At 28.4% G+C, this 14,281-nt stretch carries 15 protein-coding genes; all 15 read right to left on the bottom strand.

Annotation, left to right across the window (positions count from 1 at the left end):
• The 15 genes from E0W73_RS14915 to E0W73_RS21465 all read right to left on the bottom strand — a co-directional run bounded on the left by E0W73_RS14915 (position 1) and on the right by E0W73_RS21465 (position 14,210).
• Positions 1–927, bottom strand: a complete 927-nt coding sequence (locus E0W73_RS14915) for an NAD-dependent epimerase/dehydratase family protein (RefSeq protein ID WP_135222851.1) — start codon at positions 925–927, stop codon at positions 1–3.
• Positions 928–1,749: a glycosyltransferase gene (locus E0W73_RS14910; RefSeq protein ID WP_135222850.1), complete on the bottom strand. Its 822-nt coding sequence runs from the start codon at positions 1,747–1,749 to the stop codon at positions 928–930.
• A complete protein-coding gene (locus E0W73_RS14905; protein WP_135222849.1) occupies positions 1,750–2,541 on the bottom strand; it encodes a glycosyltransferase family 2 protein in 792 nt (263 codons plus the stop codon).
• A gap of 96 nt (positions 2,542–2,637) precedes the next feature.
• Positions 2,638–3,711, bottom strand: a complete 1,074-nt coding sequence (locus E0W73_RS14900) for an EpsG family protein (RefSeq protein WP_135222848.1) — start codon at positions 3,709–3,711, stop codon at positions 2,638–2,640.
• 2 nt (positions 3,712–3,713) lie between these two features.
• The gene (locus E0W73_RS14895; RefSeq protein ID WP_135222847.1) at positions 3,714–4,904 is read right to left on the bottom strand and encodes a glycosyltransferase family protein; all 1,191 of its coding nucleotides are present in this window, start codon (positions 4,902–4,904) and stop codon (positions 3,714–3,716) included.
• 187 nt (positions 4,905–5,091) lie between these two features.
• Positions 5,092–6,033, bottom strand: coding sequence for a glycosyltransferase family 2 protein (locus E0W73_RS14890; protein ID WP_135222846.1), 942 nt, complete (start codon positions 6,031–6,033; stop codon positions 5,092–5,094).
• Between the two features lie 48 nt (positions 6,034–6,081).
• Complete coding sequence (locus tag E0W73_RS14885) at positions 6,082–7,044, bottom strand: glycosyltransferase family 2 protein (RefSeq protein WP_135222845.1); 963 nt, start codon at positions 7,042–7,044, stop codon at positions 6,082–6,084.
• A gap of 114 nt (positions 7,045–7,158) precedes the next feature.
• Positions 7,159–8,649 (bottom strand): O-antigen translocase, encoded by a 1,491-nt coding sequence (locus E0W73_RS14880; RefSeq protein ID WP_135222844.1) that lies wholly within the window; start codon positions 8,647–8,649, stop codon positions 7,159–7,161.
• 20 nt (positions 8,650–8,669) lie between these two features.
• The gene (locus E0W73_RS14875; protein ID WP_135222843.1) at positions 8,670–9,611 is read right to left on the bottom strand and encodes a hypothetical protein; all 942 of its coding nucleotides are present in this window, start codon (positions 9,609–9,611) and stop codon (positions 8,670–8,672) included.
• An 11-nt stretch (positions 9,612–9,622) separates the two neighbouring features.
• Complete coding sequence (locus tag E0W73_RS14870; RefSeq protein ID WP_135222842.1) at positions 9,623–10,720, bottom strand: DegT/DnrJ/EryC1/StrS family aminotransferase; 1,098 nt, start codon at positions 10,718–10,720, stop codon at positions 9,623–9,625.
• Positions 10,721–10,843: 123 nt separating this feature from the next.
• Positions 10,844–11,449, bottom strand: coding sequence for an HAD family hydrolase (locus E0W73_RS14865; protein WP_135222841.1), 606 nt, complete (start codon positions 11,447–11,449; stop codon positions 10,844–10,846).
• Positions 11,446–12,342: an NAD-dependent epimerase/dehydratase family protein gene (locus E0W73_RS14860; protein WP_135222840.1), complete on the bottom strand. Its 897-nt coding sequence runs from the start codon at positions 12,340–12,342 to the stop codon at positions 11,446–11,448. Before E0W73_RS14860 ends, E0W73_RS14865 begins: the two co-directional genes overlap by 4 nt.
• The gene (locus tag E0W73_RS14855; protein ID WP_135222839.1) at positions 12,342–13,409 is read right to left on the bottom strand and encodes an ATP-grasp domain-containing protein; all 1,068 of its coding nucleotides are present in this window, start codon (positions 13,407–13,409) and stop codon (positions 12,342–12,344) included. The genes E0W73_RS14860 and E0W73_RS14855 overlap by 1 nt, the downstream gene beginning before the upstream one ends.
• Positions 13,406–13,816 (bottom strand): sugar 3,4-ketoisomerase, encoded by a 411-nt coding sequence (locus E0W73_RS21470; RefSeq protein ID WP_162847713.1) that lies wholly within the window; start codon positions 13,814–13,816, stop codon positions 13,406–13,408. Before E0W73_RS21470 ends, E0W73_RS14855 begins: the two co-directional genes overlap by 4 nt.
• On the bottom strand, positions 13,809–14,210 hold the full coding sequence (locus E0W73_RS21465) for a sugar 3,4-ketoisomerase (protein ID WP_162847712.1): 402 nt from the start codon (positions 14,208–14,210) through the stop codon (positions 13,809–13,811). The genes E0W73_RS21470 and E0W73_RS21465 overlap by 8 nt, the downstream gene beginning before the upstream one ends.
• Positions 14,211–14,281 lie beyond the last annotated feature (71 nt).

Here is a 14,281-nt window from a genome sequence, read left to right as displayed (position 1 = left end):
TTATTTTTTCTGTTTTTTGAATGATATAAATGTTCTTTTTAAGCCTTCTTCAGCTGAGACTGGAAGAGGTTTTCCAATTGCCGCAACAATTTTCCTATTACTTACAACGTAATCATCCGTTAGTTTTTTTAACCTTTCTGTGTTTAATGGTAAATGTAAAACATCGCCCAATTTAGACAGAAAAACTATAACCTTTTGTGGTAATCTTAATATAATACTTTTTTTACCAAGAGTTTTCCCTAAACATTTTATTAATTCATTCGTAGATAAGGATTTATTATCTGCCACTTGATAAATACCAGAAGGTATTGAATCATTTGCTAAAAGCTCTTTTACTACGAAACATAAATTTTCGATACTTAAAAATGATCTCTGATTTTCAAAAGCACCTAATGGCCAAGGAATTTTCTTTTCAATTATTTGGTACAGTAAATTAAGATTTCCTTTATTTCCTGGTCCATGAATCATACAAGGTCTAAGGATATAAATTCGTTTTCCTTCTGGTATTTCTTTACTAAGAATATAATTCTCGGCCTTATTTTTAGAAATTCCATAATGAGTTTTAGGATCAGGAACGGTTTCTTCATATAAAACTTCCCTTACTTCATCAGCAACTGCCTTTACTGTACTCATAAAAATAAAAACTTTAGCCTCTGAATCTAAAAAAGCATCAAACAATTGTTTTGTTAGCTCATAGTTTGCTTCATAATAATCAATAGGAGCAGATACTTTTTTTATATCATGAGCTTTACCTGCTAAATGAATTAAAACATCTGATTTAATACTAATTTTTTGATTAGGTAAATAACGAACACTAAGTGGCTTGATTACATAAGCTTTTTTTAGATAATTTTGAAGATTTAAACCTACAAAACCAGATATTCCTGTGACAATCACACGTTGTTGATTTGTTAGAATGACTGTCATTTATCTTGCAATTTTATAATAAACAAATTTAAACATAAAAAAGGGTAATAATCTAATTGGTATTTTTAAGAAAACAACTTTGAAGAAATCATAGTGATTAAAAAAACCAATCTTTAAAAATTTTTTATATAAATGAAATTCATTTTTTGCATACTTAAATCCCCATCTTCTTTTTATTGCATCGGATCTGTTCTCTCCTAGTCTAAACCATAAAATTTCATCTTCTAGGTTTCCAAACTTAAATTTTTGCAAGTAAGCTCTAACAAAAAAATCATAATCTTCAGGAAATATTGAAGAGTCGTATCCTCTTAAAACATCGAATACCTCTTTTTTAAATAGTATAGTTGGGTGTGAAAATGGAGATCTAAACTTAAGTAACTTAATCATTTCAGAATGCTCAAGAGGAACAATTCTTTTTGATATTACATCATCGACGTTCTTACCAAATTCTATAATTTGTCCACCAACAATATCCAAGTCAAGTTCATTTAAAGCTTTTATCTGTTTTTCAAATCTATCTTTAAAACAAATATCATCTGAGTCCATTCTAGCAATATATTGATGTTTTGTTTCTTTAATTCCAACATTCAGAGCATTTGCAAGCCCTTTATTCTCTTCCAATCTAATTATCTTTATTATTCTATTATTGGAAAAATCTTCAAGCACTTTGTTTATTTCTGTACTTACCTGACCATCAACAACTATAACTATTTCTGCAGGTAAGTATGTTTGCTGTAATAAACTCGTCAAAGCATCTCTGAAATGATTTGAATTGTCGTTTTTATAAACAGACATAACTACACTTATTTGAAACTCTTTCATTTATCCTATTAACTTATAAATTCCAGTTTTTATAAGCCTCACAAAATATTTAAAAAGAGAAAAAGAACAAATAAAAACAAACTTCAAACCACCAATCATATTCATTTTATACAGATCATAGTAAGTAAGAAGCTCTCCTTTTTCCATTGCAAATAAATCAACTGATAAACCTGAAACCCCATAACGTCTTTTACCTTCCTGATTATTTGATAAAACTGAGTTTATATATACGCATTTGTAATTGTAACAAATTTGCAACCATAATTTAAAATCTTCAGAATACTTTTTTGAAATATCAAATTTGAATATGTTAAAAATTTCTTTCTTTAAAATTACTGCAGGCGTTGCAAAATAATTTTTAAGCAATAATTGATTAAAAGATATTATCTTAAAATCTAAATTACTATTAATTCTTTTTTTATCATGCCCTGCTCCACATAAAGCAATAGAAGGGTCTTCTGTAAAATACTTCATTTGCAGTTCTAATTTATTTTCAACACTCCATTCATCATCAGAATCTAAAAAAGCTATGTATTCTCCATTTGAAATCTCAATACCTTTATTTCTAGCTACAGAAGGACCTTGATTAATTTGTTTATGTAAAGTAATTTTATCTGCATAAGTCATAGGCAGTGAAGTCATAAAGTCTTCAACAACCCCAACTGTTCGATCCTTAGATCCATCATCAACAATTATCACTTCCCAAGTTTTATATGTTTGAAGAATAACTGACTTAATTGCTCTTACAATAGTTTTCTCAGAATTGTAAGCTGGAATAATTACTGAAACCATTTATTATATTTTAATATGTTATTGGGTAAGTCTTTTTAAAACGATTAAAATTAAAATTATTTAAATCCTGAAATTGTTGGGTTTGAAATTTAGAAATTAAAAGATAGTTTTATAAGGCACATAAAAATCATAATAAAGATTAATTGTGGTATATAATTTTAATACAAAATATCCTGTGAAGCATAAAAACAAAAATAATTTTTCATAAATATTATTTGCGTATTTAAGTATGAAAGCTATAAGAATTATTAGTGTTAAATCATATACTGCAGCTAATCTTGCTAATACAATTGAAATAGAAACTGTTGAAAAATACAGCACCATTCCGAACCAATACAAATTCAAAAACCCCCTGTATTCTTTATTCTTAAATTCAATTTTTTTTAACATATACAAAGACACAAAAAATATAAACCCTTTATTTAGTACTGCTCTAATAACAAGCATTTCTTTAGAAACTTCCATCCCGTAAGTTGCATCAGAATCTGCAAAATAAACATCTACTTTTTGCTGAAAAATACCTCCTAATGTTTCTCCAAGTTTTCCAATAATTATTCCAACAACAAATGAAAAAACAACACTTAACCCTATTATTAGAAGCATTCGAGAGACGCTAATTTTAGCCTTATACACCCACCAAGCAAAAATAAAAACAATGGATGTTCTGTGAAATAACATTGCTAATAAAATAAAGAAACAAAAATAATAGAGCTTTTTTTCTTGTATGAATCTTATAGCATAAAACATTAGGACTGTTGCAACAGTTTGCCTTACAAAAAAAACATTCCCTAATGAGATACACCATAACAACCAAAGTGAGGTAAGAGGATAACAACTAAAATTATAAATTGCTTTTGTCTGAAAACTAAAAAGAATTGTTCCTAATATAAATAGTAATACGCTGTAGTTATCGAAAGTAATTTTTACGAACTCATTTAAACGTGCAAAACCCCATTCAAATTCACTTTCACCAAACCATCCTGTTATTTTATTAAAAAAAAATTCGTAGGTAATCCAATCTGTTCCTGTCTCCCATCTAATAAATGAAAGTATATATAAGAATAACGACAGAAATAAAAATATTGGAAGTATTGCTGTTTTCTTTGCACCCCAAATTTCTAAAAAAGCAAAAATTCCAAAAAAAATAAAAATTCCAAAGTAAATCCCCATTCCTAATTTTCACTTTTTATAAATTTAATTTTCTCAAATTCCTTTAATGTCTGTCTAGAAATTGACTCAGGTGAAAAATTATTTTTTATTTGCTCAAAATTGAAATTATCTTTTATTTTACCAGAAGCAATTTTTTCAACTGTATTTACCATCTCATCGATTGTATCAAAAAGATATCCAAAAGCACCAAATTTGTTAAATAGATATTCGAAATAATCATTCTTCAATGCTATAATTGGTTTTTCCATTTTTATAGCATCCATTATCGCTCCGCTAGCAGTAATTTTATAACTGTCTTGAGAATAAAAGAAAAGGATAAAATCTAGCTCATTTATCTTAGCATCATAAGTTTCACGGCTAATTATTGCACCATTCTGCAATAAGTAGAGAATATTTCTCTTTTTTAACTCTTCAATGTCGATTTCTATTTTACCAACAGCAGAAACATTAACAAAATCTCTGACTAGGGGACTTAATAAATCAACAAAATGCAGTAAAGAATCAACTCCTTTAGCTCTATTTAGAACACCTACTGTACCTAAATTCAGTTTATTGAGCTTGTCTGTTTTATTAAGCTGTTTAAACTTGCCATCAAAGAGATATGGATGGTCAATTGAGATAAAATTTTCAATTTTATCCTCATTTATAATAGATTTTATATTGCTCTCAATTTTATCGCCAAAAACTACAAAATATACATTATCAGCTATCTTAACTTTTTGATTAGTAAAAAAATTATTCAACATGTTGTAAAGAGCTCTAGCAAGAAAACCACTATGTTCGTTCGCCCCCAATAAACCTTCCATTTCTCCATGACAAAATATTACAACCTTTTTTTTAAAAAATCTATTTAAAAAATTCAATATTCTTAAAGAAAAAATATTGTTAAATGGAAAAATCAATACTGCGTCTTTTGGAACAAGGAGCAAAAATCTTATATTTTGTAAGGCACTTGTTAAATATCTAATTATCCAGTTTATTTTATTAGATCCAGCAACAACAAATAATTTTCGATACTCTACATTTTGCAAATTACGGTTCTTTATTAGTTTCAAAGAATTCTTCCAAGAACTTTTACTGGTGCAACATTCTACATTGTCAAATAATAAATTGCATATTACTATTAAAGAAGAATTAAACTGTTCATGCATTCCCTCGGTACTGAAAGAATCTATATAATAAACTTTTGACATTTTTTATTTTTAAAAATATAACTTCTTTAACTTTCATTAATTTTATTTAAGAACAAGTACTTAGCTAAACAGCTCAACCAGAATAATTTAAAATTAAAAATATACTTAATGATAAAAACGAGTCTATTGAGTTATTTGCCAAGTAAAATAAGCTCAAGCAATAAAATAATATCAGTTATTTATGTGTCTATGAAGGTAAAATCCTAGTAAGAATCTTTATCATGAAATATTGAAAAACAAAGGGTGATTTCAAGAAAAAATATTTTAATTTTAGTTTAATACTTTTGCATTCGAAGTCAATAGGTTCTAAGATAATTTTACTAAATTCACTAAATGTTAAAATTGAAGATCTAACTGCTCTAATTTTTATACCAATTATAAAATTTATCAAGAATGTGTTTGCTAGTAGATTCTTGTCTTTATTTTTTAGAATAATATCTTTTTTTATTTCGCTGTAAATTTCTTCCAAATTTTTTAAATTACGATTGGTAAAATTTGAATTAAGACTATCTTCTTGAATAAAATAGAGATAAGTCGATTTTTCAATTATTCTTACAGATTGTGCCAACATACAGCATTGATATGTCCATAATATATCTTCATGAACTAATCTTGGCTTGAAAAAGAGTTCATTACTAATTATAAATTCTTTTTTAACAAGCTTGTTACAAGCCATATCATATATTTTACCTTTAAAATATGCCTCTGCAACTGCTTCTTGTTCAAATTTATTTTCAACATTAGGAAAATAAGGAGATCTATCTCCTTTTAAAAATCCCCCCACAACAAAATCTTCATCTTTACAGTTTTGAACCAAAAATTCAATACAATCTATTGTAATTTCGTCATCACTATCTAAAAAATAAATGTAATCACCACTTGCAATTTTTATCGCTGTATTTCTAGCAACAGATAATCCCTCATTTTCAAAATGAGTCATGATCTTAACTCTTTTCTCATCTGGTCTTGACAACAGTATGTCGTCAACAATTTTCATTGAATTATCAAGAGTACAATCATTAACCAAAATAATTTCAATATTATTATAACTTTGATTTAGTACAGAAAACAAGCAACGTTTTATATGTTGCTCCACATTATATATAGGAATTATTACACTTACTAACATAAAGTTAAATATGGAATGATGTTTTAAAAAAATTAGCAGATAAGAGACTTAGTTTTTATTTGCCATTAGATGTTTGGAATAAAACTTAATTAGCGAAGTATGACATATAACAAATTTAAGAAGCCCTTTAAGTCCAGAATTAATTAAAAATTTCGAATGATATTTTGCTCTTTCAAAATGCCCCTCTCTAACAAAAACAACTGTTAAAAGATTATGATGAATCTGCTCTAACCTCTGAAAATCAACACCTTTAACAGGATATTTTTCTATATAATATTTCTTTATATTTAATACTGAATTTTCAAACTTTTCTGTCTTTCTAAAATCGGTCTTATTATTGCTTATTGATCCTTCTGCAATCGTATAACTCAATGTTTCAATTGGGATGTATTTAAACTTTGAATGCTGAATCATTTCTAACCACATTGGATAATCTTCCATTAAAAATCCAAGTGATCTAAATTTATCAAAATTTATATGATTTAAGTACAAATCCTTTCTAAAAACGACAGTTCCTGCTGAAATAAAATTTTCTGTAATTAAACTTTTATACATATTATCCTCAATAAAAATAGGCTTAGAACTAGAAAAAACTGCACCACCATTTATTATATCCACATTAACTATTCTAAAGTCAGTAAAACTTAAACCATAATCTTTATTTTTTTCTAAAAAATCAACTTGTAACTGTATTTTATTTGGATTATGCCACCAATCATCTCCAGAACAAATCCCAACATATTTCCCATTGCATTTATCTAAGCAATCAAAATAATTTTTCAATACCCCTTTATTAGGCTCTTTGGTCATTAAACGAATAATATTTGGATATTTTTCAGCATATTCCTCACAAATTAATCTTGTATTGTCATTTGGAGAAGCATCCTCGCCAATAATTATTTCAAATGTATATTCGGTCTGTTGCATCAATACGCTATCAATTGCTCGAGCAATAGTTTGTTCTTGGTTATAACAAAGAACAATAACCGAAAGATCAAGTCTTTTCTCCATTTTTAATTTCTAATAATTTTCAAAAAGATTATTTTTTTTTAATCTTTACTCTCTATTATCTTCTTAACTTAAATTATTCTCCTTTTTTTATTTTTTTTAATATTTGAAAAAAAGTTATTTCTTAATAAATTTAGATCGCAAAATGCTCATAAAACTAATTCTTTTGTCAAGCTCGGAAAAACTAAAAAAAGATAAAATTATCAATCCAATAGTTCCTAATGCATATTTTAAAAAGACGTTACCAACTGTACTTACAATAAAAAAAGCGCTTACACATCCAAGGCCTAAAATTAGCGTCAGTTTGATACTTGACGATTCAAACTTAAATTGATACCTTCTATATACAACGACACTTACAATAAAAAGATATATTAGGTATATAATTATAAAGGAATATCCTAGTCCTTTTAATCCAAAATAATAATAGAAAATAATGTTAAGACTCAGTTGTAGAAAATTTCCAAAAACTCCTTCCATCCAAAAAAAAACTTTTTTATCTCCTTTTGCGAAAGAAATGTACCCCAGAGGATAGGAAGCTGCTTTAAAAAAAGCTCCAAGTGCCATTGCATTTAATAAAGGAACTATCATCAAGAATTTAGAGGTTAATAAAATCTTGACAGCAAGTGAAGAGAAGATCATAAATCCTGTAACTATAGGAGCTACTAAGAGTAAAACAATTTCTATTTGATTATTAACCAATTCATTTGTTTTTAGCTTATCATCAGAAATTGCTGCTAATCTTGGAAGGTAATCAATTGACATGGCTGTGAATACAAGTCCTACATATTGATTTGTCATGGAGTTAGCAGATTGAAAAAATCCTACATCTCCAATACCTCCAGTTCTCGTTATAAATATATTTAACAGATATGTAGAAAACGTACCAAGCAATACAGCAATCATTAATACAATCCCTAAGCTAATCATACGCTTTGAAGAATTGTTGAAATCAATAATATTTAATTTATTAAAAGAAAAATTAAAGTTATCTTTATTTAAATAAATATTAACTGCTAAAGTGCCTAATGATAGAGCTAACATAGCGGGTACAATTCCATAAATACCTTTATAATAATAAAATGGAAGTCCTATTAAAAGTCCAAAAACAGCACCTATTACACTTCCTAAGGCTACTTTTTTAAACTTTTTTCTTCCTTGTAATATTGAAAGTTCTCCATTAGCCATTGTAGTAAGAAAAATAAAAATACTCAGCAATCTAAATTCAAAAATATAGTTATCGTTTCCGAAAGTAAATTGGCTAAACTGTCCTGCAAATAACAAACATATTAGCAATCCAACAAATCCCAGAACAAAAATTAACACCCTTATATTTAACAAAATACCAGACATTTTTTTATCTTGTTCTGCTTCTGCCTGCGAAATATCTTTTACTGCAGTTAAATTAACCCCACATGAACTAAACTGTTGAATCATATTTGTCGTGTTTGTTAATAAAGCTGAAACTCCCATTCCAGCAGGGCCTAAAAATATAGCAATAACTTTCCCTCTAATAAGATTAACTAAAATAGTAAACAATTGTGTTCCTCCAAAAATGGCTGAACTTTTAATAATGGATTTGTAATTATTGTTTTTAGATTGTTGCATTTATCTTAATGAAAGAATAATCAATTTCTATCAATGAAGTTATACTTTTTAATTTCAGCTTCTGAAACTTCAAGCCCCATAAACTCCTTATAATCGATTCTTTTATTCTCGTTCCATAAATCTAATAATTCATCTAATGAAAAATGTCCTAATATATTATTATATCCTTCAGTTTGTGTCAGATTAGTATGAATGCAGGGTGTTGCGACATTTTCAAGACAGATACCATCACGCATACTGAAATAAGGTAAAAATTTTTGTAAGTTATGTTCTAAAGAATTAGGAGCTTTGAAATGGGTAGCTTTCATCATAGCAAGAATTTCTAAACGTGAAAACATATAGCCAGAAACCCCTATTGGATATGTCCAGTCAGAAAACTCTTTGATTTCATCCCATTTAAAACTGTACATATTATCTGAAATCTTATTGAAAGACGGAACTGCAATTTTTTTTGCAAGAACTGTACTATAATTTAAATCTTTTCCTCTAGATAAGCTTAAAATATTTTGCAAAGGATCAATCTCCTCAAACCATTTGTAATCTAATTTTTGTGAAAAGAGCATATCATCTACATAAAAAAAGACTCTATCTTCGAAAGATTTTTCTAAAGCTCCAATAATATCTTCTCTGAAATTAGATTCTTTAATAAATTCTACAGGTAAATCAGAGTAAAATTCACTTAAGTCATCATAAGATTTCTTATGAGCTTCGGTACTGGTGCAAAAAAGCACTTTAATTGGAGAATAATTCTCAACGTTTTCAAAATAACTTGCAAGAAAACCATCTAGTTGCATTGCTCGGTCTTTTGAAAAAATTACAGAAACAATATTTTTATTATCAGACTTAAATACTGTCTTCATTTGATTATAAAGATTAATTTTGGGATCTTCTCCAACGGTTTTTCTTTCAAAACCTTTTTTATCCAAAAAATTTAGTATTCTATCCTTGACAAATTTCTTCATGAAAATTTTTTTTAGAACTGATTAATTATTTGTACTACGAATTCTACATCTTCCATACTCATAACAGGACTCATAGGCAAACTCAAAACTTCTTTGTGTATATTTTCCGTAATAGGCAAAGAAATATGAGACAAATTAGAGTAACACTCTTGTTTATATAGAGGAATTGGATAATGGATCAAAGTCTGAATTCCTTTTTCTTGCAAATAAAGCTGTAATTCGTCTCTTTGGGGTGTACGTATAACATAAAGGTGCCAAACATGCTCTCCTACTTCACCTAAAGATGGTAGGATTATTTTATCATTATTTATATTAGAATTGTAATATTCAGCAATTTCTTGACGAAGATTTAGTTCATTTTCAACATATGGTAATTTTACAGTCAAAAAAGCTGCCTGAATTTCATCCATGCGACTATTTAAACCTTGGTATTGATTTACATATTTTTGAGCTGAACCATAATTTGACAAAGCACGAATTGCTGTAGCCAATTCTGCATCTTTTGTAGTAATAGCCCCAGAATCTCCTAATGCTCCTAAATTTTTTCCAGGATAAAAACTAAAACCCGCCGCATCACCTAAGTTACCAGTTTTAATTCCATTCCAGCGTGCTCCTATTGCCTGAGCATTATCCTCAATTACTTTTAAGTTATGCTTTTTTGCGACAGTTTCAAGTTCATTACTCCAACAAACACGACCATAAAGGTGAACAACCATAATAGCTTTTGTTTTAGGCGTTACTTTACTCTCAATTAATCTAAAATCTAAATTAAAAGTATTTAAGTCTGGCTCAACCAAAACAGGAACTAATTTATTATCTGTAATTGCTAATACTGAGGCTATATATGTATTAGCAGGAACAATCACTTCATCACCCTCTTTCATAAAACCTAATTCTATATAAGCTTTAAAAATAAGTCGCAAGGCATCTAAACCATTAGCAACAGCTATTACATTGCCTCCTTCTTGAAATTCTAGTAATTTACTTTCAAATTTCTTTACTTTATCTCCTAATAAATACCAGCCACTGTCAATTACTTCAGCTGCTATCGCTTTGAGATCTTTAGCATATTGCCCATTTATTTTTTGTAAATCTAAAAATTTAATCATTATTTTTAATTTATAAAGTTTTCATCAACAATCATCACCTGCTCCAATTAAATAATCTCGTAGAGATTTATTACAAATTATTCTAAATTTTATTATAAGTTAGTTTCAACTATAGTCTTAGTATTAGAATTTTAACAGTGTTACATCTGAAACAATCACATCTGGCGAATAAGTAAGTAATTGTTCATTGGATAGAAATCCTGTCAGAACTGCACAAGTACGAATTCCGAGATTTTTTCCGGTTTCAACATCTTTTCCTGTATCACCAACAATCCAATCATTTTCATTCATTGCACATCTATTTCTAATAAGCTCTTCTTTGTCCGTCTTCTGAAGTGTAACTAAAATATCATTAAAAATGCCCTTCAATCCTAAATTTTCAATCTGATTAATTACTACATCTTCATACTGTCTAGCCGTTACAAGATATAATTCATTCTCTGATTTTAAAAATTCCAAAAATGTTTTTACTCCATTAAAAAGTTTATCATAAGCTAACCATTCGGCACTTTCTATTAGTTCCATCCATTCAGTATTAAATTTTAATACCTCATCATCTTTGTATCCAAAATACTTAATGAGTATTTCTTTATGTGGAATTTTATCTTTTTTTAGTTTCCAATACTCTTCAAAAGTTAGCTTAGAAGTTGGAACGAGAAATTGAAAAAGATGATATAGCCTTGGTTTTGAATCAAGCAATGTACCATCTAAATCGAAAAATATTTTCATGCTTTTATTTTTTTCATATAATTAAATTCACTTCTTAATCCTTCAATAAAATTAATTTCTTTACTAAGTAGATATTTTTTCATCTTGGAATTATCAAAAATAAAATCCCTCCTAATATTATCATTTGTTGTTTTTACAAAATCAATATCAACTTTTGAATTTGCTATTTTGATTAATTGTCTTGCTAAATTTTCTATACTGATCTGATTCTCGCTAACTATATTTATAGGTCCATTAAAAAAAGTTAAATCCATTGATTTTACTATTGCATTTACTACATCGTCAATAAAGATAAATGAACGTATATCTTTTCCTGAACCAATAATCTGAATAGGTTCATTATTTAAAATTTTCATAATCATGACTGGTATTGCCTTTAGGTATTTTTCTTCACCAGGGCCATAAACATGCCCAATTCTCAAAATTTGATGCAATACATTCTGTTGATTTGCCCAAGAAGTAATCATTTTTTCACAATAAACTTTAGAATGTCCATACAATGAAATTGGATTAACCACTGAATTCTCATTGATAATATCACTAACCGCGTAAACGTCAAGAGTGCTTAAAAAAATAAATCGTTTTAAATTTGGAAATCCTAATTTTAAAAGAGCTTCTGTATTGATTATATTGCTATTACATTTAAAATACTCATTTGCCTCAGTTGATTGTTTAGGAGTAAATGCTCCTGCATGAATTATGGTATCAATATTCTCAAAATCAGAACGAAGAAAAGAATCTGGGCTAACATTATAATTATTATGTAATAAATACCTGCATTTTTCAATTGGGCTGGATGTTAGAGCTAGAATATTATCAGCTCCATATTTATCTATGAGTTTATCTAATAAAACAGCCCCAATAAAACCTGAAGTTCCAGTCAATAATATCATTATAGATTAATTATTTCTTTTCTAATCTGTTCATTATTGAAAATTCTAGGTATTGTATCCATGCCTCTAAGCCAAAGCAGGCCATCTGGCAAAGGGTTTATGATTTTATTTAGATCTGGTTTTTCACCATATAATGCTAAATCTTTAAAAATTTCGGGCATATTCAATCCTGCTTCAGTAAAAAATAATACCGTAGTAAAAAACCTCGAAATATTAATCTCTGTAGGATTCGGAAAACCATCTTTATCATAGGCCATATCAACTCCAAAAATCCCGTGAGGCTTATCTGAAACTGCCTTTACAGTATTAATGGCAACTTCATCAACAATTTTATCCGAAAAAGTTTGACCTACCTTTGTAACACCAGTAACACCAGATACGGTTCTATTTCCATGTGTCCATCCTTTTCTAATTCTTGTTTGAGCTACAATTAGTTCACCCTCATGCCATATCGATAACCAAGTAACAGTTTCTGGCGTTAACAGTTCTGCTGCAATAAAATCTCCCCATCCATTATAACGCTCAATCCATCCTTTTGCAAAAGTAAAATCATTTGTTGGTAAAGCTCCTTTTCCACCACCACCGATCGAAGAAGCTCTTAACCAAATTTTACCTTCTTCATCTCCTAGTTCTTCGAAAGCTCTTAAAAGATTTTCCTCATTATTTAAAAGTATATTGGTAGGCACCTTAACATTGGCTTCTTTCAATTTTAAATAAGTTTTATACTTATGCACGCATGTATCAATAACATCATGATCTGGCATAAATGTTTTCGTGCCTGTAGCATGAATTTGTTCTCGATATTGAGAAGCATAAAAGACTTCTAAATCATTTTGAAAATGAATTAAATCTGGTTTTTCAGTATTAAGAATTCCTAATAATGATTCTAAATATTCTGGAGAATCAGCATATGGAAGTGCATATTTTTTTTTCGCACTAGATAAAACTAAATCAGTTGGATCACTTCCCATTCCAATAATTTCTTCCCCTTTTTTACTACGTAAAAGTGAATTTATCACACCTTCTGATGGGGCCCCACCAGCTCCACCAATTAATATTTTTTTCATAATTTTTTAAAATTTAAAAATTCTTTGTAATCTCTTAAATAATCCTTTTCAGAATAAATCTGTGAAGCTAAAACCATACAAATGGATCCACTCGAAAAATTCTTGATTTCTCTCCATATTCCAGGCTTAATATATAATGCTTTTGAAGGGTCATTTAAAAAAACTTCTTTTTGATTTTCTCCATCATCAAGAACAAAAGTAAATGATCCACTTGCCGCAACAATAAATTGCTCTAGCTCATAATGTCCATGTCCTCCACGCTCAGACCCCATGGGAACATCATACAAATAATAAATTCTTTTAATATCAAAAGGAACGTTTTTATTATTCTCTAAAACTGTAATATTACCTGCATCGCTATGCACTTTTGATAAATCAACAATTTTACAATCTGAAACACTATACATCTTTTAATTTTTTAAGTTCCTCAAAATCTCTAATATAATCCTCGTTGGAAAAAAATTCACTAGAAATATGTAATGCTAAGGAATTTGTAGAAAAATTTTCAATATGCCTCCATGTCTTTGCAGGCAAATATAATCCGTAGTAGCTTCTATTTAATGAATACTTTTGAGTTGTGCCATCTAAATTTGCTGTAACTACATCAAAACTTCCGCTAAGAGCTATAATAATTTCTTCTTGAATTTTATAGGCATGCCCTCCTCTTACCTCTCCACCTGGAACATCATAAGTCCAAAAAGTTCTTTTTATTTCAAAAGGGATTTGAGAAGGATATTCTAAAAAAGTTAAATTACCTCTTGGATCATGAACTTTTGGAAAATTGATAATATATGGTTTCATTTATTAACTAATTATGTAACTAAATAATGCCTCTTTCAAACTTTTGCTTCAAATCGAGTTGTTAAGAACTC

The organism is Flavobacterium foetidum, assembly GCF_004634245.1.
Classification (GTDB): domain Bacteria; phylum Bacteroidota; class Bacteroidia; order Flavobacteriales; family Flavobacteriaceae; genus Flavobacterium; species Flavobacterium foetidum.
This window is presented reverse-complemented; position numbering and strand designations above follow the sequence as displayed.